We start from the raw sequence: 24,533 nt of genomic DNA, 5'->3' as shown, positions 1-24,533 counted from the left end.
CCATGCCCAAGATCCGCTCATTGACCCTCGCCGCCGCTCTGGTCGCCTCGCTCCCGCTGGCCACGCCCGCACGGGCCGCCCCAGAGGCGTTGAACGCAGTGACGGCGCAGCCCGCCGCCGCCGCCGCATCGGGCTTCGACGGCGTGGTCGAGGCGGTGCGCCAGACCGTCATCGCCGCGCAGGTGTCCGGGGCGGTGGTCCGGCTCGACGCCAAGGCGGGCGATGCCGTCAAGGCCGGCCAGGTGCTGCTGCAGATCGATGCCAGGGCCGCCGACCAGAATGCCGCCGCCAGCGACGCGCAGGTCCAGGCCGCGCGCGCATCGCTGGAGGTCGCCACCAGGGAATACGAACGCCAGCAGCAGCTGTTCAAGAAGAACTACATCAGCCGGGCGGCGCTCGAGCGCGCCGAGTCCGAGTTCAAGGCCACCCGTGCGCAGGTCGCTGCGCAAGGCGCCCAGGCCGGCGCGGCGCGCACGCAGAGCGGGCTGCACGTCATCCGCGCGCCCTACACGGGCGTGGTCGCGGACGTGCCGGTGTCGCTGGGCGACATGGCCATGCCGGGCCGGCCCCTGATCACTGTCTACGACCCGTCCGCGCTGCGGATCACCGCGGCGATCCCGCAGACCGTGGCAGCGCAGATGGCGGCCGGCCAGCTGCCCCGGGCCGAATTGCCGGGCCTGGCTGCGCCGCGCCAATGGGTCACGCCGGCCCGCATGCAGCTGCTGCCCACGGTCGACGCGGCCACGCACACGGTGCAGTTGCGCGCCGATCTTCCGGCCGGCCTGGGCGGTGCCGTGCCGGGCATGTTCGCGCGGCTGTGGCTGCCTTCGGCCGAAGGGGGGTCGAGCGTCAGGCCGAGCCTGTCCGTCCCGCTCTCGGCGATCGTGCGCCGCGCCGAGATGACCGGGCTCTACGTGCTCGACGCGCAGGGCCGGCCGCTGCTTCGCCAGGTGCGGCTGGGCCGCGTCGAGGGCGACAAGGTCGAGATCCTCTCGGGCCTGATGCCCGGCGAGCGGGTGGCCACCGACCCGCAGGCCGCCGCCCGTTTTCGCCAGACCACGCCATGACGCAGCAGGGCCGCTCCCCGTCGCTGGGCATCTCGGGACGCATCGCGGCGTTCTTCCAGGGCGCCCGGATCACGCCGCTGCTGGCGCTGATGGCGTTGCTGCTGGGCGCGTTCGCGGTGATGGTGACGCCGCGGGAGGAAGAGCCGCAGATCAACGTCACCATGGCCAACGTGCTGATCCCCTTTCCGGGCGCCAGCGTGCGGGACGTGGAACAGATGGTGGCCGGGCCGGCCGAGCAGGTGCTGGCACAGATCGCCGGGGTCGAGCACGTGATGTCCGTGTCGCGCCCGGGCATGGCCGTGATCACGGTGCAGTTCAAGGTCGGGGTGACGCGCACCGAGGCGCTGGTGCGCCTGTACGACACGGTCAACGCGAACGCCGACTGGTTGCCCCGGGGCCTAGGTGTGCTCGACCCGATCGTCAAGCCCAAGGGCATCGACGACGTGCCCATCGTGACGCTGACGCTCTTCAGCAGGAACACCGCGGTCGGCCCCTTCGATCTGGAGCGAGTGGCCCACAGCATCGAGGCCGACCTGAAGCGCGTGGCGGGCACCCGCGAGGTGAACACCATCGCCGGCGCGGGCCGCGCGGTGCTGGTCGAGCTCGATCCCGCGCGCATGGCCGGGGCCGGCGCCACCGTGGCGGACCTGCGCACGGCGCTGCAGTCCGCCAACCTCGGGCTGCCGGTCGGGGAGCTGATCTCGGGCAACCAGGCCGTGGCCATCGAATCCGGCCCGTTCCTGCGGCAGGCCAGCGAGGTCGGCGATCTGGTGGTCGGCGTGCGCGGCGGCAAGCCGGTGCTCCTGCGCGACGTGGCCACCGTGCGCGACGGGCCACTGCCGCCCAGCCGCTACGTCTGGCATGGCGAGGCCGGCAGGGACGGCGCCAGCCCGGCCGAATATCCGGCGGTCACGCTCTCGATCACCAAGAAGCCGGGCGAGAACGCCATCGACGTCGCCGACGCGGTGATGCGGCGCGTCGAGGTGCTGCGCAACACCGTGATTCCCGCCGACGTGCGGGTGGCCGAGACGCGCAACTATGGCGCCACGGCCAACGACAAGGCGCAGAAGCTGATCCAGAAGCTGCTGTTCGCCACCGCCTCGGTGGTGGCGCTGGTGTTCGTGGCGCTGGGTCGGCGCGAGGCGGCGATCGTCGGCGCCGCGGTGGTGCTGACGCTGACGGTCACGCTGTTCGCCTCCTGGGCCTGGGGCTTCACGCTGAACCGGGTGTCGCTGTTCGCGCTGATCTTCTCGATCGGCATCCTGGTCGACGATGCGATCGTGGTGGTCGAGAACATCCATCGCCACCAGCAGCTGTACCCCGGGCGCACGCTGGCGCAGATCATCCCCGGCGCGGTCGACGAGGTGGGCGGCCCGACCATCCTGGCCACGCTGACGGTGATCGCCGCGCTGCTGCCGATGGCCTTCGTCTCCGGCCTGATGGGGCCCTACATGAGCCCGATCCCGATCAATGCGAGCATGGGCATGCTGTTGTCGCTGGCGATCGCCTTTGTGGTCACGCCCTGGCTGGCGCGGCTCTGGATGAAGGCCGTGCCGGCCCACGCGGCCGAGCCGGATGGCCGCAGGGCTGCGCACGGCCTGGCGGGCAGGCTCGCGCCGCTGTTCGAGCGCGTGTTCCGTCCGCTGCTCGACGAGCGGCGCGGCACGCGCAACCGCCGCTTCCTGGGGCTGGGCATCGGCCTTCTGATCGCGGTCTCGCTCGCGCTGCCGGCGAGCGGCCTGGTCCTGCTGAAGATGCTGCCCTTCGACAACAAGTCGGAATTCCAGGTCATTGTCGACATGCCGGCCGGAACCCCGGTCGAACAGACCGCCGCGGTGCTGCAGGAACTGGGCGCCTACCTGGCCACCGTGCCCGAGGTCACCGACTACCAGGCCTATGCCGGCACGGCCGCGCCGATCAATTTCAACGGGCTGGTGCGCCAGTACTACCTGCGCGCCGGCGGCGAGGTCGGCGACCTGCAGGTCAATCTCGTCGACAAGCACCAGCGCAAGGCGCAGAGCCACGCGATCGCCACCCGCGTGCGCCCCGCCCTGCAGAAGATCGGCCGGCGATTCGGCGCCAACGTCAAGGTGGTGGAAGTGCCGCCGGGCCCGCCGGTGCTGTCGCCCATCGTGGCCGAGATCTACGGGCCCGAGGCCGAAGGGCGGCAGCAGGTCGCCAAGGCGGTGCGCGCGGTGTTCGAGAAGACCGAGGGGCTGGTCGACGTGGACGACAGCAGCATCGCCACCGCGCCCAAGACCCTGCTGCTGGTCGATCGCCGGAAGGCGGCGATGCTGGGCGTGCCGCAGCAGGCCATCGTGACCACGCTGCGGGCGGGCCTGGCCGGCGAGGCCACGGCCTACCTGCACGACCAGAGCAAGTACCCCGCCGCCGCGACCCTGCAGCTGCCGGCCGAACGCCAGGGCGACCTGAACGCGCTGCTGCAGCTCACGGTGCGCAGCGCCGCGGGCCACCTGGTGCCCATCCGCGAGCTGGTCAGGGTGACGGATACCGTGCGCGAACAGCCGCTCCATCACAAGGACCTGCTGCCGGTGAACTACGTTGTCGCCGACATGGCCGGGAAGCTCGACAGCCCGCTGTACGGCGTGTTCGCGATGCGCGGCGAGCTGGCCCGGATCGCGACGCCCGGCGGCGGCACGCTCGTGGAGTACTTCATCCGCCAGCCCGAGGACGCCTGGCGCGACTACGCGCTCAAGTGGGACGGCGAGTGGCAGATCACCTACGAGACCTTCCGCGACATGGGCGCCGCCTACGCGGTGGGCCTGGTGCTGATCTACCTGCTGGTGGTGGCGCAGTTCGGCTCCTACCTGACGCCGCTGATCATCATGGCGCCGATCCCGCTGACCATCATCGGCGTGATGCCGGGCCACGCGCTGCTGGGCGCGCAGTACACCGCGACCAGCATGATCGGGATGATCGCGCTGGCCGGGATCATCGTGCGCAATTCGATCCTGCTGGTGGACTTCATCAACCTGCAGGTGCGCGAGGGAATGCCGTTCAAGGATGCGATCGTGCACTCGGCCGTCACGCGTGCGCAGCCGATCATGCTCACGGGCCTGTCGGCCATGCTCGGCGCCTTCTTCATCCTCGACGACCCGATCTTCAACGGCCTGGCGATCTCGCTGATCTTCGGCATCTTCGTCTCCACCGTGCTGACGCTGGTCGTCATCCCGATCCTCTACTACGTCGCCTACCGCCACCGCCTGGGTGCGATCACGACGGGGTCCGCGGAACCGGACCCGGCCTCTTTCACCGTCCCACCACCTCAAGGAGCTTCCACATGACTTCCTGGCAACTCGTGCGGCTCGTCGCCGGCACCTTCATCCTGCTCTCGCTCGCCCTGGGCGTGCCGGGCAGCCCGATCTACGTCAGCACCTGGTGGCTGGCCTTCACCGCCTTCGTCGGCGCCAACCTGCTGCAGAGCGCGCTGACCAAGTGGTGCCTGATGGAAACCATCATGCGCAAGCTCGGCGCGCGCCCGGGCTGCTGACCATGCCCGTCGCGCGAGGGCCGATGCGCCTGCGAGCCTCGCTCCTCGCAGGCGCCATGGCGCTGGCGTGCGCCGCACCCGCGGCGCGCGCGACGGACCTGCTCGACGTGTGGCGTGCCGCCGAGCAGGCCGACATGGACCATGCCGTGGCACGCGCGGCGCATGCGGCCGCCATGCCGCGCCGCGACCAGGCGGCGGCGCTGTGGCGGCCCACCGTCAACGTGAGCGCCTCGGCCGGCATTGCAACGCACGAAACCCGGACCCGTGGCGCGCAGTTTTCCGCGCCGGGCTCCAGTCCGTCGAGCGGCGTGAACTTCAACACCTCGATCAAGGACGGCACGGCGGGCCGCTGGGCCGTCTCGGCGAGCCAGCCGCTGTACAACCCCGAGCGGCGCGCCCAGCAGCAGCTGCTGGACCTCTCGGCCGATCTGGCCGACCTCGAGTGGCAGTCTGCCCGGCAGGCGCTGATGCTGCGCACCGCGCAGCGCTATTTCGACCTCGCCCTGGCGGCGGAATCGCTGCGGGTGCTGAAGCTCCAGCGCGACGCGGTGCAGCGGGCCTCGACCGAAGCGCAGGACCGCTTCACGCTCGGCGCGACGCCCGTGACCGACACGTACGAGGCAGGCGCACGCCTGGCCGGCATCCAGGCGCAGGTACTGGCGGCCGAGACCGAGGTGCGGCTCAAGCGCGAGCTGCTCGCCGACAGCACCGGCCTGCCGCCCGCGACGCTGTCGGCGCGCCTGCCGGCCGGCCGCTTGGCCGACGCCCGGCCGCGGCCCCTGGATGCGTGGCTGCTCGAGGCACAGGCGGGCAATCCGGACATCCGGGCGCGGCAGATCGCCACCGAGGCCGCCAGGCAGGAGGCCGCGAAATTCGGCCTGCAGTCCTCCGTCACGGTCGACCTCGTCGCCCAGGCCTCGCGCGACCGGCTCAGCGGCAGCGGCGATTTCGGCTCGGCCGCCAATCGGGGAACCGACCGCATGATCGGCGTCCAGATCTCGGTGCCCCTGTACACGGGCGGCATGCGCAGCGCCAGGCAGGAGGAGGCCCTGCGCCTGGCCGACAAGGCCGCCGCAGAAGCGGATCGCAGCCACCAGCAGACCGCGCAGCAGGTTCGCTCCGCCTGGCTCGGGCTGAGCGTCGGTGCCGAGCGCGTGCAGTCCCTGGCGCAAGGCGTGAAGGCGAGCGAGGCGCGGCGCGATGCGACGCACCTGGGGCACGAGGTGGGCGAGCGCACCACCCTGGACGTGCTGAATGCCGAGAACGACGCCGCCGCCGCCCGCCTGGCGCTGGTCCAGGCCCGTGCCGGGCTGCTGATGGACAGGCTTCGCCTCGCTGCGCTCGCCGGGCAGCTGGACGACACCATGCTGCGCGCCGTCGACGAGGAGCTCGAGCCGGCAGCCCCGAACTGAATTCCTGCATCACGTCATCGAGGAGACATCCATGGCCCACATCGTCATTCTTGGCGCCGGCACAGGCGGCATGCCCGCCGCCTACGAGTTGCGCGAGGCGCTGGACACGTCGCACCGCATCACGGTGGTGAACGCCGTCGACTACTTCCAGTTCGTGCCTTCCAACCCGTGGCTCGCGGTGGGCTGGAGAAAGCGCGATGCGATCACCTTCCCGATCCGCCCGCACCTGGCGAAGAAGGGCATCGGGTTCGTTGCCCAGCGCGTGACGCGCATCGATGCGGCGGGCAATGCGCTCGAGCTGCTGGACGGCAGCACCCTCCCCTACGACTACCTCGTCATCACCACCGGCCCCAAGCTGGCCTTCGACGAGGTGCCGGGCGCCGGCCCCGACGGCCATACCCAGTCGATCTGCGTCGTCGACCATGCCGAGAAGACCTGGGCGCAGTACCAGGAGTTCCTGAAGGATCCCGGTCCGGCCGTCATCGGCGCGATGCCCGGCGCGTCGTGCTTCGGCCCGGCCTACGAGTTCGCATTCATCTTCAACACGGACCTCAAGCGCCGCAAGCTGCGCAGCAAGGTGCCGATCACCTACGTGACCAGCGAACCCTACATCGGCCACCTGGGACTGGGCGGCGTGGGCGACTCGAAATCGATGCTGGAGAGCGAGTTCCGCAACAACGACATCAAGTGGATCACCAACGCCAAGGTGACGCGGGTCGAGCCCGGCAGGATGTTCGTCACCGAGATGGACGAACACGGCCAGCCGAAGAAGGAGCACGAGTTGCCCTTCAAGTTCAGCATGATGCTGCCGGCGTTCAAGGGCGTCGATGCGGTCGCGGCGGTCGAGGGCCTGTGCAACCCGCGCGGCTTCGTGCTGATCGACGAATACCAGCGCAGCAGGAAGTACCGCAACATCTTCTCGGCCGGCGTCTGCGTGGCCATCCCGCCCGTCGAGGCGACGCCCGTGCCCACCGGTGCGCCGAAGACCGGCTACATGATCGAGACCATGATCACGGCCATCGTGCACAACATCGCCGCCGAACTCGCCGGCCGTCCGGCCGATGCCAAGGGCACGTGGAACGCGATCTGCCTGGCCGACATGGGCGATACGGGCGCCGCCTTCGTGGCGCTGCCGCAGATCCCACCGCGCAACGTGAACTGGTTCAAGAAAGGCAAGTGGGTCCATCTTGCCAAGATCGCCTTCGAGAAGTACTTCATGCACAAGATGAAGAACGGCACGTCGGAACCGATCTACGAGAAGTACGTGCTCAAGGCGCTCGGCATCGAGCGGCTCGAACGCTGAGGTCGGCCGGTCGAGTGGCCTGCCCGGTGCCTCGCCGGAAGCGACGCGGCCATCTGGGCGTCGGGCTTGCTGTCAGCCGGACATGCGCCAGCTGCCGCCGTCCTGGCGGCAGGCGCTGCCGAGCGCGGTGTCGGCACGGCCGCCGACCACGGCTTGCACGGTGAAGTCCCGGCAAATGGTGCCGAGATACTCGAAAGTGCGCGTGGGCGTGAGCACGAAGCTGTCGCCCGTCTCGCGGTTGCGCCAGTTCGCGGATTGGCCCAATGGGAGCGATTCGAGCGCACGCGCCGCCTAGCGGCGATCGGCCTTGTCCATGGCGCGGGCGGCCACGCTGCCTAGCCCTGCGCCCCGAAACGCCCCAACGAGCGTGGCGCCCTCATTGCGCGCATGCATGCCGGCGCAGCCGCTCAGCAGGAAAGCCAGGAAGGGAACGGCAAGAATCGGTACGGGCTTCATTCACATCTCCAGGTTGCCGAAGCCTCGAGGCAGCGACGGACCTCAAGGCCGACCCGGCCGAGCAATCCGCGTCGGTCCCGCGGCGGATGGCGCTGGCACCGGGGACTCCAGCACACCCGTCGTGTTCCTCGGCGCGAAGCCGTAGAAGCGCTCATTGAGATAGCGGGCGACCTCCATGACATCCTCATCGCTCCATCCGAGCGAGGCGGCCTGCTGCCAGTGCCGCACCTGCTCCTCGAGGCTGGCCCAGTCATTGACCAGCTTCGCGCTGCGCCAGTGCATCTTCTCGCTGTGGCAGGCGATGCAGTTCATGTCGTAGAGCAGCTCGCCGCGGGACTGGGCCCGGGCCGGGCTGCCGTGCAGGAAAACGAGGGCCATGGCAATCGCTGCCAATGTCCGCAAGCGCTGCGCAAGGCAGCCATCCGCGGGAACGAGCATGGGGCGCATCGAAGACTCCTCTGTCTATCTGTTCGACCGTCAGCGGCGAGACCCCATCCTCCGCGCCGCCGAAGATCGCCGCTTGATCCAGCGCAACTGAAGCGCGCGATCAGGTCCCTAGAGTGGATCGCACTGCTTCACCGAGAATCCCATGACCCACCACACCCTTCCCCTCTTTCCCACGGATCGCGTCGTTCGCGCCCTGATCGCACCGATCGCGATCGCCATGGGGGCCGCGGCATTCGCCCCCGCCGCGCTGGCCCAGGACTACACCGCCCCCGCCCAGCTGAGCCCGCCGGAAGGCGGCGCCCAAAAGGCTCGCGATGCCGCCGCCCGGAGCGCGCGCGATGCTGAAAAGGCGGCCCGCAAGGCGGCCGATGCCGCCGAGGCCGCAGCGCAAAGGAGCAAGGTCGCTGCGGGCAAGGTGTCGAAGGCGCTGGCCGAAGGCATCCGCCGGGCCGCGCAGAAGGCGGCCGACGCGGCCCGGCGGCTGGAAGAGAAGACCGCGGCATCCAGTGGCAAGGCGCTTGAGGAAACCAGGGATGCCGCGCGCGCCGCCCAGGAGGAAAGCGCCAAGGCGGTGACTGCCAGCCGGGAGGCGCTCGCCAGGGCGGAGGAATCGGTCCAGCGCGCCGCGCAGTCGGGCAAGGAAGAGGCCGAGAAGGCCGCACAGGCGACGCGCGAAGCACTCGACAAGGCGGAGGAAGCGACCCGCAACGCAGCCCGCGCCGCAGCGGACCTGTCCCGGCGCACTGCCGAAGCGATGAAGCGCGCCGCCCGCCCCGCAGACGCCGGCAAGAAGTGATCCCGCCCTCCCGGACCTTCGAAGGAGGCCGTCATCGAGCGGCCTGCATCGGGTGCCGGGCTGCTACCGATGCCAGCCGACGTGGCTGGCACGGACCGCCTCCGCAAACAGCGGCACTGCCGACACGACCCTCAGCTTCTCCCTGGACGGTCCCTGCGCCGGCAGCCGGAACGGCGTCATGCTGTCGCTGACGACCAGCTTCGAAATCGCATCGTCCGCCAGCGTCTGCGGCGCGTTCCCCACAAAAAGCCCATGGGCGGCAAACGCCGTGACGCTCTTCGCGCCCGAGAGGCGCAGCGCCCGGGCGCCGCGCAGCAGGGTCTCGCCGCTGGCGACCAGGTCGTCCAGCAGCAGCACGTTCGTGCCCGCCACCTCGCCTGCGACCAGCTCTCCCCCACTCAGGGTTCCGGCGCTGCGGCGCTTGTCGATCATCGCGAAGCGCACCGGCTCGCGCAGGTGCTCCTCGAGCGCCTCGCGCCACAGCAGGGCACGCTTGACGCCGCCCGGATCGGGAGAAGCGACCGCGATCGGGCTGCCGCCGCCGGCGATGTCCTCCGCCACGTGCCGGAACGCATGGTGCACCGACAGGTGGATGAAGGGACAACGGAACGCGTTCTGGAAGGCGGCGACGTTGTGCACCTCCAGCACGATGAGTTGCGCCATGCCGGCCGACTCCAGCCACTGCGCCAGGCAACGCAGGCCCAGCGGATCGAACGGCTTGGTCTGCCGGTCCTTGCGCGCATAGGCCAGGTAGGGAATGACCGCGGTCACGCGCGCGGCGCCATGGTCCTTGAGCGTCGCGATGAACATGAGAAGCCGGCATATCTTGTCGTGCGGGCTTTCCACCGGTCCACCGTGCAGGCTTTGAACCACATAGGCATCGGCGCCGCGCGGGTCGACCAGCGGGCGCAGCTTGCGCTCGCCATCGAGGAAGGCTCTTTCCTCCAGCGGCGACAGCGGGACGTCCAGCGCATCCGCGAGCGCCCGCCCGAGCGGCTCGTCGGGTTCGAGCGAGAACACGAGCATCGATCGCGCCTCGGCGGCATCGCGCCGCAGGGCGGCCTCGGCACTCCCGCTGCTGGTCACACGCCGCTCCCCGGCGTCGCCCGGCGAAAGTCCGCCAGCGTCCCTCCGGCCCGTCGGGCCGGCACTCGTTCCAGTCTCATGGCTGCCATCCTTCCGTTCGTGCCGCCACTCTAGGCCGGCCCGGGGTCGCAGTCCTTGCGCCAGCGCAAGCACATGCGGCCTTGCGCCGTCAAGAATCGCCTCACGCACTACCCACGGTCATCCCCGATGAACACGCGCAAGTCCACCTCCCTCCTCACGGCCATGCTGCTTGCCCTGCAGGGTGCTGCAGGACCCGCCATCGCCGCCTCACCCGTGCTGGCACCGGGCACGCATGCGAGTGGCGGCATCAGCTACGAGGGCCAGCAGGAAATGCTGGCGACACAGGATCTCTACAACCTGCAGCTGACCTTCGCCGAGGCCCGGACCGGGGCCTACGTCGCGGGCGTGACCGTCTGGGTCGAAACCGCGGACCGCAGCGCCTCGTACGGTCCGTTCACGGACACAGGCCCCCTGTTCCATGTCGTGCTGAGCCCGGGCGTCTACCGCGTCAGCGCCAGCTACGCCGGCGTGATGCGCACCAAGACCATCCGCGTCGGCAAGGGCGCGACGCGGGCCACCCTCTACTGGCCCGCCACCGACGATCTTCGAGGGGCCCTGTCCGACCTCTTCCGAGGAGAGTCCTGATGCGGCTTCGTCATCGATCGCCGTCTCTTGCGCCATGTCAAGGTGCAGCGCGGCATCTTCCCGATACTGGCCATCTCCTGGCCTGCATCTGAAGGACACCGCGCCGAATGCGCAGGCACGGCAACACAATGCAAGGAGATGCCCATGGCCTCGCAGGCGAGCTATATCCGATGGTTCCGCGAACTCGGCGCGGACGACGTGCCAATCGTCGGCGGCAAGAACGCATCGCTCGGCGAGATGTACCGGGCACTCAGTCCGCTTGGCGTGCGCGTGCCCAACGGCTTCGCGATCACGGCCGATGCGTATCGGCGAACGCTGGAATGTGCCGGCGCGCTGCCGCGCCTGAAGGAAGCCCTGGCCGGCCTGGACGTCCGGGACGTCGATGACCTGGCCCGGCGCGCACAGCGCGCTCGCGAGATCGTCTACGCCGCCGCGCTCCCCGACGAACTGGCGAGCCAGATCCGCGCGGCCTATGCGCAGCTGCAGGCGGAGTACGGCACTGACATGACCGTGGCGGTGCGAAGCTCCGCCACCGCGGAGGACCTGCCGACGGCCAGCTTCGCCGGCCAGCACGAGACCTTCCTCAACATCTCCGGCGAGGCGCGGCTGACGGACGCCGTACGCCTGTGTTTTGCGAGCCTCTTCAAGGACCGCGCGATCGCCTACCGCGTCGACAACGGCTTCGACCACTTCCAGATCATGCAGTCGGTGTGCGTGATGCAGATGGTGCGCTCCGACCGAGCCGCCAGCGGTGTCATGTTCACGCTCGATACCGACAGCGGATTCCGCGACGTCGTCTTCATCACCGGCGCCTACGGCCTGGGCGAGAACGTCGTCCAGGGGACGGTGGATCCCGACGAGTTCTACGTCTTCAAGCCCACCCTGAAGCTGGGCCACCGCACCGTGCTGCGGCGCAAGCTCGGCGGCAAGGAGGTCCGGCTGGTGTATTCGAAGGGCGCCGGCCGCGAGTCCACCTGCAACCTGCCGACTTCGCCGGAGGACCGGGCGCGCTACTGCATCGGCGACGCCGACGTGCTGGCGCTCGCCGATGCGGCGGTGGCGATCGAAGACCACTACAGCCGCCGCGCGGGATGCCCGACGCCCATGGACATCGAGTGGGCCAAGGACGGGCTGGACGGCCACATCTACATCGTGCAGGCGAGACCGGAGACCGTGGCCTCACGCAAGCCGCTCCACCGGATCGACGAATACCGCCTGCACGCGACGGCCCCGCCCCTGCTCACCGGCCGCGCCGTGGGCTCGTCGGTCGCGTCGGGCAAGGCACGCGTCGTCACTGACGTGCTGGCGCTCGGCGAGTTCCGGCCCGGGGAGGTGCTGGTCGCGGAGACCACGATGCCCGACTGGGGCACCGTGATGAAGAGCGCGGCCGCCGTGGTCACCAACCGCGGCGGACGGACCTGCCATGCGGCCATCGTGGCGCGCGAACTCGGCATTCCCGCGGTCGTCGGCTGCGACAACGCGACCGCCAGGATCCGCACCGGCGACGAGATCACCGTGTCCTGTGCCGAGGGTGCCGAGGGACGCGTCTATGCGGGCGCAATGCCGTTCGAGGAGACCACTGTGGAGCTCTCGGCGCTCGCACGGCCGCGGACACACCTGATGGTCAACCTGGGCAACCCCGACAGCGCTTTCCAGACGGCGCTGCTGCCCAGCGACGGCGTGGGTCTCGCGCGGATGGAGTTCATCGTCGCCGAACACATCAAGGTGCATCCGATGGCGCTGGTCCATCCAGAGAAGGTCGCCGATCCCGCGGTGCGCGCCGAGATCGCGCGCCTGACGCGCTCCCACGAGCGGCCGGCCGACTACTTCGTGCGCGAACTGGCCGAAGGCGTCGGCACGATCGCGGCGGCCTTCTACCCGAAGCCGGTGATCGTGCGCATGTCCGACTTCAAGACCAACGAGTACGCCAGCCTGCTCGGCGGCAGCGGGTTCGAGCCGGAGGAAGAGAACCCGATGATCGGCTTCCGGGGCGCCTCGCGCTACACGCATCCGGCCTATGCGGAAGGCTTCGCACTCGAGTGCGCCGCCATGAAGCGGGTGCGCGAGGACATGGGCCTCGCGAACGTCAAGCTGATGATCCCCTTCTGCCGCCGCATCCAGGAGGCCGAGCGCGTGCTCGCAGCGATGGCTGCGCACGGCCTGCGGCGCGGCGTCGACGGACTCGAGATCTACGTCATGTGCGAGATCCCGAACAACGTGATCCAGATCGACGCCTTCGCCAGGCTCTTCGATGGATTCTCGATCGGCTCGAACGACCTGACGCAGCTCGTTCTGGGCGTGGACCGCGACTCGCGCATCGTGGCCTTCGATTTCGACGAGCGCGACGACGGCGTGAAGGCGATGATCCGCCAGACCATCGAAGGCGGCCGACGCAACGGCCGCCACGTGGGCATCTGCGGCCAGGCGCCCTCGGACTACCCGGAGATGGCCGCCTACCTGGTCGAACTCGGCATCGACTCGATGAGCGTGACGCCCGACACGCTGCTCAGGATCACCCGCGACGTTCTCGCCGTCGAGCAACGGCTGGAGCGAACGCTGCGCCAGCCAACGAAAGGAGCCATGCCATGAACCCGACCATCTCCACCCTGATGCGACGCCCGGTGCACAGCGCCGGCATGGACGACAGCGTGGCCGACGTGGAAGCCCTGCTCGCGGGCAAGCACCTGACGTGGGTGCCGGTCGTGGAACCGGCCCGGGGCGAGGTCGTGGGCGTCGTCAGCGCCTCGGACCTTGTCGCCTTCCATGCCCAGGGACGCGATGCGGCCGCCACCCGCGCCTGGCAGATGTGCTCCTACAAGCCGATCGTCGTCGACGCGGCAATGCCGGTGAGCATGGTGGCAGCGCTCATGGTCGAGCGCGGGATCCATCATGTCGTCGTGACCGACAGGAGCGGAATCGCCGGCGTCGTGTCGTCGCTGGATTTCGTGCGCACCTTCATGCCCTCTCGCTAGGGCATGGGTGGGCAGCGCAGGAACTATCCAAGGCGTTCCTCGTCCTTGGCGACGCCGCTGCCCGCGCAGACGCTTCTCATGCGCGCCCGTTCGTGCTTCAGGATGAGACCGGCGTAACGATCGCGCTCCTCGTCCGACATGTCGAGCGCGTCCCCGTCGGAGCAGCCGACGACGAAATGCGACTCCTCGAACGTCAGTCCGTGAAGAACCTCCTGCCCCTTCGCGTTGATGGCCATCGCGTTCTGGCTCGCAAGACGACGGCGCAGTGCCTTCGACATCCTCAGCATCTTCATACGCTACTCCTTCTTGCCTCTACCGGAAGGTTCGGCGACGGCGCCTGCGCGATCGGGCGAGTGCCATTGCCATCAGCCGGGATCGGCGGGTGCAGGCACCCGTGCGTGACGGGATGCCGATCGGCAGCGGGACGGCCGGTCGACGCCTCGGCCGTGGCAGCCAACGCCAGCAGCTGCGACTCGTCCAGCGTCTCCTTGGCCATCAGCGCCTGCACGCACCGGTCGAGCGCCGCGCGCCGGTCGCGCAGCAGCCCGGTCGCGCGCTGCAGCGCCTGCTCGAGCAGGCCGCGCACCGCATCGTCGACGCGCTGGGCGGTCTGTTCGCCGGCCATGCCGGAGATCGCCGCCGATCTCGCGTCGGCCGAGGGCTCGGCGAACGGCGATGGCCGCTCACCGTACACCGCCAGCCCCAGGCCCGTGTCCATCCCATAGCGCAGCACCATGTCGCGCGCGAGGTTCGTGGCCTTCACCAGGTCGTCGGCCGCCCCGGTGGAAGGCTCGGCAAACACCAGCATCTCGGCGGCCCGGCCGCCGAGCAGCACCGTCAGCTTGTCGAGCAGTTCCGGGCGACGGAGCAAATGTCGATCCTCGGTGGGCCGCTGCAACGTGTAGCCGAGGGCGCCGATGCCGTGCGGCACGATGGACACCTTGTGCACGCGATCCGCGCCGGGCAGCGCCAGTGCCGTCAATGCATGGCCGAGTTCGTGCGTGGCCACCAGTTCGCGCTCGCGTGGTCCGAGGATGCGGTTCTTCTTCTCGATGCCGGCGACGATGCGTTCGATGGCCTGCGTGAAGTCGGACATCGTCACGGCCTCGCCGCTGCGCCGTGTCGCGACCAGTGCCGCTTCATTGACCACATTCGCGAGGTCAGCGCCCGCGAACCCGACCGTGATGGCCGCGACTTGGTCGAGGTCCACGCCGGCGGCGAGCCTGATCTTCTTCGCGTGGACCCCGAGGATCGCAGCACGCCCGACGCGGTCCGGCCGATCGACCAGCACCTGGCGGTCGAAGCGCCCGGCCCGCAACAGCGCAGGGTCCAGCGTCTCCGGCCGGTTGGTGGCCGCCAGCAGCACCACCCCGACGCTCGGGTCGAAGCCGTCGAGCTCCACCAGCAGCTGGTTGAGCGTTTGCTCGCGCTCGTCCTGCCCGCCGGCGACCGACAGCGCGACGCGGGCCTTGCCCAGCGCATCGAGCTCGTCGATGAAGATGATGGCGGGCGCGTTGGCGCGCGCCTGGTCGAAGAGGTCGCGCACGCGCGCCGCGCCCACCCCGACGAACATCTCGATGAACTCGGAGCCGCTGATCGAGAAGAAGGGGACGCCGGCCTCGCCCGCCACCGCGCGTGCGAGCAAGGTCTTACCGGTGCCCGTCGGTCCCATCAGCAGAATGCCCTTGGGAATGCGCGCGCCCAGGCGCCCGTGCTCCTTCGGGTTCTTGAGGAAGTCGATGATCTCCTGCAGCTCGGCCTTGGCTTCGTCGACGCCGGCAACATCGTCGAAGCGCACGCCCGTGCTCTTCTCCATGTAGATCTTGGCCCTGCTCTTGCCGATGCCCAGCAGGCCGCCGCCAAGTCCGCCGCCCGCCCGGCCCGCCATCATGCGCCACACTCCGAAAAGCAGCAGGGCCGGGACGATCCACGAGAACAGGCTCTGCACCCAGGTCGGGCTTCGCACGCGCTGGTAGGGCACGCCGAACGATGCGAGGCGCTCGGCAACCTGCGGCTCGACCATCGTCGAGACCACGGTCTGCCGGCCGCCGGGCTCGGGCGCCTTGAGCCGGCCGGTGATCACCGCGTCTCCCACCGTGACTTCGACGATCTTGCCCTCCCGCAGCTGCTGCTCGAAGGCGCTGTAGGGGAGCACTTCGACCTCCCGGCGTTGTTCCCAGTAGTCCCATGCGAGCATCCCCAGTGCCAGCGCAAGCAGCACCGGACCCAGGCTCAGGTGATCCGTCCACTTCTTCATGTCGGCCTCTGCCTCTGTGAGATTCCAGGCATTGAGCCACGAATGCCGCCCGGCCGGCTTGATCCACGGCAAGTCCCGCGTGGCGTGCGCCGCGCCCCTTGATCCAGCGCAGTACAGGACATCCTGTCGGCCGCATGATGTTTCACGGCCATCCTGGCGACCCCGGCCATCCGGGCGCATTCTCGAGACGTCGGAGGCGATCATGCACATCAGCGAAGCCAAGCCGCTCCCGCGTCCCGTCGTGGTCGCGATGCCCGGCAACGAACCGCTCGCCAATGAGCTGGCCGCCCTCCTTTCGCTGAAGCGCGGCGCCGCCACGGTGCGCCGCTTTCCCGACGCAGAATCCTATGTACGCATCGAGTCGCCGGTGGGCGCAGGCGCGGCACTCATCGTCTGCACGCTCGACCGGCCCGACGACAAGCTCGTGCCGCTGCTCCTGCTGGCGGCGGCGCTCCGGGAGGCCGGCGCGCGTTCGGTGGGCCTGGTCGCGCCGTACCTGCCCTACATGCGGCAGGACCAGCGCTTCCAGCCCGGCGAAACGGTCAGCGCCCAGCATGTGGGCGCATGGATCTCGCAATGCGTCGACTGGCTCGTGACGGTCGATCCCCATCTGCACCGGATCGCCGACCTGTCCCAGGTCTACAGCATTCCCTCGCGCGTCGTCCATGCTGCGGGGAGCGTGGCGCAGTGGATCCAGGCGCATGTGCGCGACGCCCTGCTGGTCGGCCCGGACGAGGAAAGTGCCCAATGGGTCGGCGCCGTGGCGAAGGACGCCCACGCACCGTTCGTCGTGCTGAGCAAGGCGCGCCGCGGCGATCGCGACGTCGAGGTCTCGGTGCCGGATCTCGAGCGCTGGCGCTCGCACACGCCGGTGCTGGTGGACGACATCGTGTCGACCGCCCGCACCATGATCGAAACGGTCGGCCATCTGCGCCAGGCCGGGCTCGCCGCGCCTGTGTGCGTGGCGATCCATCCCGTGTTCGCGCAGAAGGCCTTCGAGGACCTGCGCGCGGCCGGCGCGGGCGAAATCGTCAGCTGCGACACCATCCGCCACCCGTCCAACCGGATCCCGCTCGCTGCGGCCATTGCCGCGAGCCTGCGCACGCTGCTGCCCGAGCGCACCGCTCGCATCGGCCAGCGCGTCCGGATTCCTTGATCTGCCGCAACACCCGCCAGGGTTGCACCGCCCAAGATGCTCTCCAGCCTGCAAAGGAGAAACGCATGTCCTTCCTGTCGAAAAACGTCGGCCCCCTCGACCGCACGCTGCGTGTCAGCGGCGGCGCGCTGCTCATCGTGCTCGCCGCCACGGAAATCGTCGGCCGCTGGGGCTACATCGGCGTGGTGCCGCTGCTGACCGGGGTGATCGGCACCTGCCCGCTCTATTCGCTCTTCAGCTTCAGCACCTGCCCTCGCGCCAGGCGCTGAACGCACGGCAAGGCGTCCCATGTCCGCGCTCCAGTGGCTTGCCATCGTGCTGGTCGCGGTGCTGCTTGCCGCAGGGGCCTGGCTCGCTGTGAACATGTTCGTCTTCTGGATCACGCTCGACTGAGGCCGCGAGGCCCTGATACCGACGATTGACACAGTGTTTCCGTCTGATGCGCAGCATTGATGATGCGGTCAAGCACGAGTTCTAAATTGGCATGGCGCGATTCGTTTTCCAACTGCAATGACGTACGGAAACGCCAGCGCACAAGGAGATCAAGATGGACACACACAACGCATCCGGTGGCTACGAACTGCGGTTTCATCCCTTGTTCGCCAATCACCGCGCCTACGCCTTCCCGTGCGACGCGGTCGGCCACGTCGACATGGACTCGCTCAGCGAACCCATGCTCAACAACTACCTGTATGCCCGCGCGGTGATGGGCTTGGAACTTTCCTGGCCCGAGGTTCGCCTGAGCCGGTCGCACTGACGGGCTGAAACCGACGGTGGCGGCGGCCAAGGCCCGTGCCGGCCACGGCCGGGCCCTTCGGCGCCGCGCCGCTCAGAGCGTTTCGATGGCCAGTGCGATGCCCTGGCCACCACCGATACACAGTGTGACAAGCCCGCGCTTGAGGCCGTCGCGCCGCATGGAATGGATCAGGCGCGTGGCCAGAACCGCACCCGTGGCGCCGATGGGATGCCCGTGCGCAATGGTGCCCCCTTCGATATTGACGATGTCTTCCGCGAACGCGAGCTCTCGCAGGCAGGCCAGGGTGATGGCCGCAAACGCCTCGTTGATCTCCACCCGCTCCACCTGGCTGGCCGACCAGCCCGCCCGTGCCAGTGCCTGGTTGACCGCGGGAATGGGGCCCAGCCCGAAGAGGGCGGGCTCCACGGCCCCCACGCCATAGGACACGAGCCGCGCCATCGGCTGCAGGAGGTTCTTCTCGGCCCAGCGGGCCTCGGCCACCAGCATCGCGGCCGCGCCCGAATTCAAGCCAGGGGAATTGCCGGCGGTGATGGTGCCGTCCTTGCGGAAGACCGGCTTGAGCAGCGCCAGCGATGCTGCCGAGGTCTCGGGCCGGTTGTGCTCGTCCTTCGTGAACTGCGTCGAGCCCTTGCGGCCGGACAGCTCGACAGCGGCGATTTCCGCCTCGAAATGGCCTGCGGCCTGGGCCGCCGAGAATCGCTGCTGCGAGCGCAGGGCCCATCGGTCCTGGTCCGCGCGCGAGACGGCATTTCTCGTGGCCAGGTCCTCGGTGTGCCAGCCGGAATGATGCCCGCTGAAGGCATCGTTCAATCCATCGTGGAGCATGCTGTCGAACAGCGTCACGTCGCCCATGCGGGCGCCCCATCGTCCCTGCGGAAGAAGATACGGGGCCCGGTCCATGTTCTCCATGCCGCCGGCGATGGCGCAGTCGATCATGCCGGACCAGATCTCTAGTGCGGCACTCACGATGCCCTGCGCACCGGAGCCGCATACGCGGTTGACCGTGAGAGCGGGGAGTTCGACTGGCAGGCCCGCGTTGACTCCAGCCTGGCGCGCAGGGTTCATTTTCGCGCCCGCCTGGATGACGTTGCCCATCACAAGGGCCTGCACCTTGTCTGCCGGCAGGCCCGAGCGCTTCAGGGTCTCGCGCACGGCCACCGCGCCGAGCTCGGGCGCGGACACGTCCTTGAGGCTGCCGCCATATGTCCCGATGGCGGTGCGGACTGGATGGCACAGAACGATGTTCCTCGAATTCATGGGGTACTCCTGGTGTGTTGAATCGCCGGCCAGACTAGGCCTGCCGCCATGCGGCAGTCTTGATATCGATCAGGCGAGCGGCCCCTTGGCTTCGCCGTTGCCTGCACGACGGGCCCGATCAGAGGCCGGCTTCGCGAAGCCGCTGCACCAGATCGAACTCTTCGTCGTGCCGGGATGCGCGCGCACGCCGACCGAGGATGCCCAGGCAAAGCGAAATGAACTTCTTCATGGTGATGTCTCGCAAAGGAACGCAGTGGACGGAGGGGCGGCTGCATTTCATCCGCACACACGCAGGATGCCGCGCTCGCAAGCCGCAGGCCTTGATCGCCATCAAGGCCGCTGCCGTTGCCGTGCCATGGATGCGCTCTTGACGCAGCGCAAGCCACGGCATCCCATTCTTCCTAGCATTCGCAGAATGACCCGGAAGCCGCCGGCCTATGTTCCGGAAAATCTTCATCCGAGGAGCGGCATGAAACATTCGCAGAAGCACAAAGGCAGGACGATCGTCGTTCACGCACGGCATCGCGAGCACCCGCCTGGCTACGCCTGGACCTATTCGGTCGAAGAACTGCCTGCCGTTGCAGGCTGCGGCATCACGGAAGACGACCCCGGCATGCGAGAGATCGCGCTGCGCCAAGCGATGCGCGCTGCTCGGCAGGCCATCGATCGGTTGGACGAAGCCCGAATCCCGCCCGACGCCGGTGCTCCGAGCCCTGCCGCTGGATGAACCCGACTTTCTCATAGGGGCGCAATTGGCCTGTGTGTCTCGATCATCGGCCTGGCCGGATTTCGCCTGGTCCACTACGGCGACGCCATCGCGGCGCTCACGGGCCTGTCGCGCGCTGGGTCGGCGTGATCCTGATCGCCACGGTCACCTCGCCGCCGGAACTCGTCACGGGCTTCAGCGCGGTCATGCTCGTGGGCGCGCCCTTCCGGCCTGCGTGCCGGGCAACAGTGCACCTGCCCCTTCGAGACCCTCTTCTTGGTCCAGCGCGTAAGGCGCAGATGCATCACCCGGAGGTCCCGGTTCGGGCAGGTCACGCAATGCCCGCTCGATACCGGTACAGCACAGCCTCCATGAGCGGTCGGTTGTCCTTGCTGTTGCCCCGACATGCCCCGCTCGTCTCGGCAGCATGTCCCTGGCGTGCTCCCATTGCTTGTCTTGAAGCGCATACCTGCGCCCCATTGGCTCTCACAGCGCCAATATCGGCCACCTGATGGCGCAGACTGCGCTGCACCTCCAGCTGCCTTCCCAGGCCGTGCCGCCGGCAGACCTCGACCGGACCTGACGAAAATGCGACGGCGCGTGCATCGGCACCGGTCGCCGGGCTGCGGCCTCAGCCATCGCGAGCAGGCGTCGCGACGCCTGCTTCTGGCGCCGGCGCGGCCGGCTGCCGGCCCATGAGCGAGCCGAGCAGATCCAGCGGCAGCGGCAGCACGACCGTCGAGGCACGGTCGCCTGCGACCTGGGTCATGGTCTGGAGGTAGCGCAGCTGCATGGCCTCGGGCTGCTGGGCCAGCATGCGTGCGGCCTCGAGGAGCGCGGCCGAAGCCTGCTTCTCGCCTTCGGCATGGATCACCTTGGCGCGCCGCTCGCGCTCGGCTTCCGCCTGCCGGGCGATGGCGCGGATCATCGTCTCGTTGAGGTCGATGTGCTTGATCTCGACGTTGGTGACCTTGATGCCCCAGGCGTCCGTCTGCGCGTCCAGGATCTGCTGGACATCCAGGTTGAGCCTCTCCCTCTCCGCGAGCATCTCGTCCAGTTCGTGCTTGCCCAGCACGACCCGCAGGGTCGTCTGCGCGAGCTCGCTCGTGGCGCGCAGGTAGTCCTGCACCTGGATGATGGCCCGCTGCGGGTCGACGACACGGAAGAAGACCACGGCGTTGACCTTCACCGACACGTTGTCACGCGAGATCACGTCCTGCGGCGGCACGTCCATGGTCACCACGCGCAGATCCACGCGCACCATCTGCTGGATGCCGGGGATCACCAGTACCAGCCCGGGACCCTTGACCTTCCAGAAGCGCCCGAGCTGGAACACGACGCCGCGCTGGTATTCGCGCAGCACGCGCAGCGAGCTTGCGGCGAGCACCAGCAGCAGCGGCAGCAGGACGGCCGCGAGGCCGAAGTTGAAATCGAAGATCATGTTCCTTCTCCTTCGGAATCAGATGCGGGCTCGGCGCGGACCTCGAGCGTGAGGCCATGGATGGAGAGGACGCGCACCGCCTGGCCCGGCGCGAGCGCGTCGCTGCTCGTCACCTTCCATCGCTCGCCATGCACGCGCGCCCAGGTGCCGGCGTCGCCCTGCGCAATCACCACGCCTTCGGCGCCGACCAGTTCTTCCCGGCCGCTCAGCACCGGGCGGCCGCGGGCCCTCACCGCCATGTTTCCCCCCAGCAGCACGAGCACCGCGGAGGTGGCGGCCAGCCCGAAGATGAGCGGCAGCGGCACGCCGAAGCCCGGCACGTCCCGGTCGAAGAGCAACAGGCCACCGGCAACGAAGGCCACGATGCCACCCATACCGAGCACGCCGAAGCTGGGCGACATGACCTCGCCGGCCAGCAAGGCCATGCCCAGCAGGATGAGGGCCAGCCCGGCGTAGTTCACGGGCAGGAGCTGCAGCGCGAACAACGCCAGCAGCAGGCAGATCGCGCCGATCGTGCCTGGCACGCCGAAGCCGGGGGACGAGAATTCGAACATCAGGCCGTAGATGCCGATCATCATCAGGATGAGCGCGAAGCTGGGGTTGGCAATGACCGACAGCAGGCGCTGCCGCCAGTCGGGGAGTACCGTCGCCACGGCAGCGTCCCGCGTTGCCAGGGTGACCTCGGCGCCGCGCACGCGCACGCGCCGCCCATCGATCTGCGCCAGCAGATCCGGAATGTCGGCGGCGACCACGTCGACCACCTTCTCGCGCAGCGCCTCGTCGGCAGTGAGGCTGACGGCCTCGCGCACGGCGCGTTCGGCCCACTGCGCATTGCGCCCGCGCTGCTGCGCCAGTCCGCGGATGAAGGCGGATGCGTCGTGCACCTGTTTGGCGGTCATCGCATCCGCGGGGGCGGACGGCGGCGACGGCTCGCGATCGCGCTTGTCCTTGCCGGCACCTGCCCGGGGATCGGCGGGGTCCCCAGGTTCGCGCTTCCTGTCGTCGGCCGGCGGCTTGCTGCCGGCCCCCGGAAACCCGATGGCGACCGGCGTCGCGGCACCCAGGGTCGTTGCCGGCGCCATCGCAGCCACGTGCGCCGCATAAAGCATGTAGGTACCGGCGCTGGCCGCCCGCGCGCCCTCGGGGCTGACGTAGATGGCGACCGGCACCGGCGAGGCGAGGATCGCCTGGATGATGTCCCGCATGGACGTGTCGAGCCCGCCCGGCGTGTCGAGCCGGATCACCACCAGCGGCGCGCCGCCTTCCGCTGCTTTTGCCATGCCGCGGATCATGTAGCTGGCACTCGCCGGCCCGATGGCGTCGCGCACCTCGAGCACCAGCACCGGCGCCGCAGCCGATGCAGGGCCGGACCATCCGAGCAGCATGGCCATGCCGATCACGAGTGCCCAGGCCACTCGGCAAAGACGGTGGACCGCGCGACCGGGCGTGCCTGGCAACATGGTGTCGCTCGCTTTCCTTGCGAACCGCCCGCAGGCGGGGACCGGATCGCACCCGCAGACGAACTGCCGCGACCCGACGCATATGAAGGCCACTGTATGCCGCGCGAAACGGTCCCGCTTGATTTTCGTCAAGCCATAGATGGCCGAGTGGACTCTGCCGGGAAACGAATACCGTTCGCCCCGCAGCCGATCAACCGAACAGGCCCCGATACGGACAACGGCACATGCATGCGCCCCTCACACTCCGCCGAGGTAGACCAGGGCCGCGTTGACTGCATACGTCGCCGCGAGTGCCACACTGACCCAGCTCAGCACCCGCAGGGGCCGTCCCTGCGGCCGCATCACCAGGCCGATGATCACCAGCCCCGTCATCACCAGGGCAGACACCGCGGTGCCGGCATGCACGGGCGCGGCGTCGGCGAGCAGCGGGCCGCGGACATAGAAGGCGTCGTCCAGCGCCAATATCATGACATTGAACAGGTTGCTGCCCAGCAGGTTGCCGATGGCCATGTCCAGCGCCCCGACCCGCAGCGCGCCCAGCGTCACGGCCATCTCCGGGAGCGTTGTCACGACGGCCATCAGCACCGTGCCGACGAAGCTCCTCGACAGGCCCATCGCCTTGGCCAGGTCGTCGGCCACTTCGGGCAACCAGGCGCCTGCAGCCAGCACGACCAGCGCCGCGAGCGCGAACCGGCGCCACTCTCGCCGTGTCTGCGCCGCCGACGCCGGCGTGGGGGCCGCGGCGCGGGCGGCCATGGCCTCGCATTCATGTCCATGAACGCTCTTGAGCGCGAGCAGGTAAAGCCCCAGCAGGATCGGGCTGTAGATTCCGATGTGCAGGACGATCGGCGCGCGCGTGCCGGTGAGAAGGCTCATGGCCACGAAGCCCAGCATCACCACGCCGAACCCGGCCGACAGAAGATGCGTGGCGCTGGCCTCGCGGTACATCGGCTGGTCGCGCTGCAAGGCGTCGACGACGACGAGGAACAACAGGTTGACGACGCAGGCACCCAGAGCGTTGCCGATGGCCAGGTTGGGCGCGCCGACAATGGCCACCGCGCTCAGGCCCGAGGCCAGTTCGGGCAGCGACGTCACAGTGGCAAGCAGCGCAAGGCCGACCCAGCCGCGTCCCCACCCGTAAGCGCCGGCAAGGGCGTCGGCGCTGCGGCTGAGAACGTAGCCCGCGCGCGCAATCAGCACCGCGCAGCCAGCGAGCTGGAAAAGCAGCCAGGCCTGCGTCATGGCCTGGCCGCGAAGATTCGCCTGGGCAGTGGGGACTCGGGCATCATGGCCTCCTGGTGGTCGGGCAATTTCGACGGCCCCTGTCAGCGGCGCACGACGAGCACCGGCACCCTGCACTGCGCCAGCACCTGCGAGGTGACCGAGCCCAGCAGCAGTGCGCCGAGCGCCGAGTGGCCGTGCGATCCCATCACGATGAGGTCGAAGCCTTGTTCCACGGCCATGTCCGCGATCACCCTGCCGGGCTGCCCGACCCGGTGAACGATGGCCGGCTGCCACGCGTGCCGTGCGGCGAACTCGACGACCTGCTGCAACGCTCCTGCGGCTTCCTCGCGGTAGAAGGCCTGCGCCTGGGCTTCGTCCATGCCCCCGCGCGCACGGGGAGGCAGGGGCGGCACCACGGTCAGGAATGTGAGCTCGTGCGGCACGCTGCCGAGCTGGCGGCCCTGCGCGGCCGCGTAGTCGAGCATGTGGCGGGTGTATTCGCTGCCGTCCACCGGCATCAGTATCTTCATGGTCGTTGCTCCTTCCGGAAAATGGAACT

24 protein-coding genes and 1 pseudogene are annotated in these 24,533 nt (G+C 69.2%); 13 read left to right on the top strand and 12 right to left on the bottom strand.

What is annotated here, in order from left to right; all coding sequences use genetic code 11:
• Positions 1-2: 2 nt before the first annotated feature.
• From EJO66_RS22765 to EJO66_RS22745, 5 genes are read left to right on the top strand one after another with little or no spacing between them, the layout of a single operon-like run.
• Positions 3-1,067: an efflux RND transporter periplasmic adaptor subunit gene (locus EJO66_RS22765; protein ID WP_125966236.1), complete on the top strand. Its 1,065-nt coding sequence runs from the start codon at positions 3-5 to the stop codon at positions 1,065-1,067.
• A complete protein-coding gene (locus EJO66_RS22760; RefSeq protein ID WP_125966234.1) occupies positions 1,064-4,372 on the top strand; it encodes an efflux RND transporter permease subunit in 3,309 nt (1,102 codons plus the stop codon). The genes EJO66_RS22765 and EJO66_RS22760 overlap by 4 nt, the downstream gene beginning before the upstream one ends.
• Entirely contained in the window at positions 4,369-4,578 is a 210-nt protein-coding gene (locus EJO66_RS22755; RefSeq protein WP_125966232.1) for a YgaP family membrane protein, read from the top strand. Before EJO66_RS22760 ends, EJO66_RS22755 begins: the two co-directional genes overlap by 4 nt.
• Positions 4,579-4,580: 2 nt before the next feature.
• Positions 4,581-5,990 (top strand): TolC family protein, encoded by a 1,410-nt coding sequence (locus EJO66_RS22750; protein ID WP_240648691.1) that lies wholly within the window; start codon positions 4,581-4,583, stop codon positions 5,988-5,990.
• A 31-nt stretch (positions 5,991-6,021) separates the two neighbouring features.
• Positions 6,022-7,293, top strand: a complete 1,272-nt coding sequence (locus tag EJO66_RS22745) for an NAD(P)/FAD-dependent oxidoreductase (RefSeq protein WP_125966230.1) — start codon at positions 6,022-6,024, stop codon at positions 7,291-7,293.
• A 72-nt stretch (positions 7,294-7,365) separates the two neighbouring features.
• On the opposite strand, the gene EJO66_RS33060 is transcribed toward EJO66_RS22745, so the two are convergent.
• From EJO66_RS33060 to EJO66_RS22735, 3 genes are read right to left on the bottom strand one after another with little or no spacing between them, the layout of a single operon-like run.
• On the bottom strand, positions 7,366-7,557 hold the full coding sequence (locus EJO66_RS33060) for an RT0821/Lpp0805 family surface protein (RefSeq protein ID WP_240648689.1): 192 nt from the start codon (positions 7,555-7,557) through the stop codon (positions 7,366-7,368).
• A 27-nt stretch (positions 7,558-7,584) separates the two neighbouring features.
• The gene (locus EJO66_RS33055) at positions 7,585-7,749 is read right to left on the bottom strand and encodes a hypothetical protein (RefSeq protein WP_240648686.1); all 165 of its coding nucleotides are present in this window, start codon (positions 7,747-7,749) and stop codon (positions 7,585-7,587) included.
• A 42-nt stretch (positions 7,750-7,791) separates the two neighbouring features.
• Entirely contained in the window at positions 7,792-8,196 is a 405-nt protein-coding gene (locus EJO66_RS22735) for a c-type cytochrome (protein WP_125966228.1), read from the bottom strand.
• 142 nt (positions 8,197-8,338) lie between these two features.
• Between EJO66_RS22735 and EJO66_RS22730 the strand changes: the two genes are divergently transcribed.
• The gene (locus EJO66_RS22730; RefSeq protein ID WP_125966227.1) at positions 8,339-8,992 is read left to right on the top strand and encodes a hypothetical protein; all 654 of its coding nucleotides are present in this window, start codon (positions 8,339-8,341) and stop codon (positions 8,990-8,992) included.
• Between the two features lie 63 nt (positions 8,993-9,055).
• On the opposite strand, the gene EJO66_RS22725 is transcribed toward EJO66_RS22730, so the two are convergent.
• A complete protein-coding gene (locus EJO66_RS22725; protein WP_240648683.1) occupies positions 9,056-10,078 on the bottom strand; it encodes a ribose-phosphate diphosphokinase in 1,023 nt (340 codons plus the stop codon).
• Positions 10,079-10,285: 207 nt separating this feature from the next.
• On the opposite strand from EJO66_RS22725, the gene EJO66_RS22720 reads away from it, so the two are divergent.
• The 3 genes from EJO66_RS22720 to EJO66_RS22710 all read left to right on the top strand — a co-directional run bounded on the left by EJO66_RS22720 (position 10,286) and on the right by EJO66_RS22710 (position 13,716).
• Positions 10,286-10,744, top strand: coding sequence for a peptidase associated/transthyretin-like domain-containing protein (locus EJO66_RS22720; RefSeq protein ID WP_125966225.1), 459 nt, complete (start codon positions 10,286-10,288; stop codon positions 10,742-10,744).
• A gap of 144 nt (positions 10,745-10,888) precedes the next feature.
• Positions 10,889-13,333: a phosphoenolpyruvate synthase gene (gene ppsA, locus EJO66_RS22715; protein WP_125966223.1), complete on the top strand. Its 2,445-nt coding sequence runs from the start codon at positions 10,889-10,891 to the stop codon at positions 13,331-13,333.
• Entirely contained in the window at positions 13,330-13,716 is a 387-nt protein-coding gene (locus EJO66_RS22710) for a CBS domain-containing protein (protein ID WP_125966221.1), read from the top strand. The genes ppsA and EJO66_RS22710 overlap by 4 nt, the downstream gene beginning before the upstream one ends.
• A 23-nt stretch (positions 13,717-13,739) precedes the next feature.
• Here EJO66_RS22710 and EJO66_RS22705 read toward each other — a convergent pair whose 3' ends face one another.
• Positions 13,740-14,009: a hypothetical protein gene (locus EJO66_RS22705; RefSeq protein WP_125966220.1), complete on the bottom strand. Its 270-nt coding sequence runs from the start codon at positions 14,007-14,009 to the stop codon at positions 13,740-13,742.
• A complete protein-coding gene (gene ftsH / locus EJO66_RS22700; RefSeq protein ID WP_125966219.1) occupies positions 14,006-15,973 on the bottom strand; it encodes an ATP-dependent zinc metalloprotease FtsH in 1,968 nt (655 codons plus the stop codon). The genes EJO66_RS22705 and ftsH overlap by 4 nt, the downstream gene beginning before the upstream one ends.
• Before the next feature lie 202 nt (positions 15,974-16,175).
• Between ftsH and EJO66_RS22695 the strand changes: the two genes are divergently transcribed.
• The 3 genes from EJO66_RS22695 (at position 16,176) to EJO66_RS22685 (ending at position 17,886) form a co-directional block, all read left to right on the top strand.
• Complete coding sequence (locus tag EJO66_RS22695) at positions 16,176-17,129, top strand: ribose-phosphate pyrophosphokinase (protein ID WP_125966217.1); 954 nt, start codon at positions 16,176-16,178, stop codon at positions 17,127-17,129.
• Positions 17,130-17,194: 65 nt separating this feature from the next.
• Positions 17,195-17,398, top strand: coding sequence for a YgaP family membrane protein (locus EJO66_RS22690; RefSeq protein WP_206168884.1), 204 nt, complete (start codon positions 17,195-17,197; stop codon positions 17,396-17,398).
• A gap of 278 nt (positions 17,399-17,676) precedes the next feature.
• Entirely contained in the window at positions 17,677-17,886 is a 210-nt protein-coding gene (locus EJO66_RS22685) for a hypothetical protein (RefSeq protein ID WP_125966216.1), read from the top strand.
• Between the two features lie 72 nt (positions 17,887-17,958).
• On the opposite strand, the gene EJO66_RS22680 is transcribed toward EJO66_RS22685, so the two are convergent.
• Positions 17,959-19,143, bottom strand: a complete 1,185-nt coding sequence (locus tag EJO66_RS22680; protein WP_125966214.1) for a thiolase family protein — start codon at positions 19,141-19,143, stop codon at positions 17,959-17,961.
• Here EJO66_RS22680 and EJO66_RS22675 point away from each other — a divergent pair.
• Positions 19,127-19,870, top strand: coding sequence for a hypothetical protein (locus EJO66_RS22675; RefSeq protein WP_125966213.1), 744 nt, complete (start codon positions 19,127-19,129; stop codon positions 19,868-19,870). The two genes, EJO66_RS22680 and EJO66_RS22675, sit on opposite strands and share 17 nt — an antisense overlap.
• Before the next feature lie 316 nt (positions 19,871-20,186).
• Here the strand turns inward: EJO66_RS22675 and EJO66_RS22665 are convergent.
• The 5 genes and pseudogenes from EJO66_RS22665 to EJO66_RS22645 form a co-directional block, all read right to left on the bottom strand.
• A pseudogene (locus EJO66_RS22665) lies at positions 20,187-20,329 on the bottom strand (IS5/IS1182 family transposase); the annotation flags it as partial.
• A 151-nt stretch (positions 20,330-20,480) separates the two neighbouring features.
• Positions 20,481-21,290 (bottom strand): slipin family protein, encoded by an 810-nt coding sequence (locus tag EJO66_RS22660; protein WP_125966211.1) that lies wholly within the window; start codon positions 21,288-21,290, stop codon positions 20,481-20,483.
• Positions 21,287-22,750: an NfeD family protein gene (locus EJO66_RS22655; protein WP_206168883.1), complete on the bottom strand. Its 1,464-nt coding sequence runs from the start codon at positions 22,748-22,750 to the stop codon at positions 21,287-21,289. The genes EJO66_RS22660 and EJO66_RS22655 overlap by 4 nt, the downstream gene beginning before the upstream one ends.
• 237 nt (positions 22,751-22,987) lie before the next feature.
• Positions 22,988-23,992 carry a sodium:calcium antiporter gene (locus EJO66_RS22650; RefSeq protein ID WP_125966209.1) on the bottom strand — a complete coding sequence of 335 codons (1,005 nt, stop codon included), beginning with the start codon at positions 23,990-23,992 and terminating at the stop codon, positions 22,988-22,990.
• Between the two features lie 83 nt (positions 23,993-24,075).
• Positions 24,076-24,504: a universal stress protein gene (locus tag EJO66_RS22645; RefSeq protein ID WP_125966208.1), complete on the bottom strand. Its 429-nt coding sequence runs from the start codon at positions 24,502-24,504 to the stop codon at positions 24,076-24,078.
• Positions 24,505-24,533: the final 29 nt, after the last annotated feature.

The sequence above is a fragment of the Variovorax beijingensis genome (assembly GCF_003951285.1).
Taxonomy (GTDB): Bacteria; Pseudomonadota; Gammaproteobacteria; order Burkholderiales; family Burkholderiaceae_C; genus Variovorax; species Variovorax beijingensis.
The sequence above is the reverse complement of the archived record's forward strand: the minus strand, read 5'-3'. Positions and strand labels throughout refer to the sequence as shown.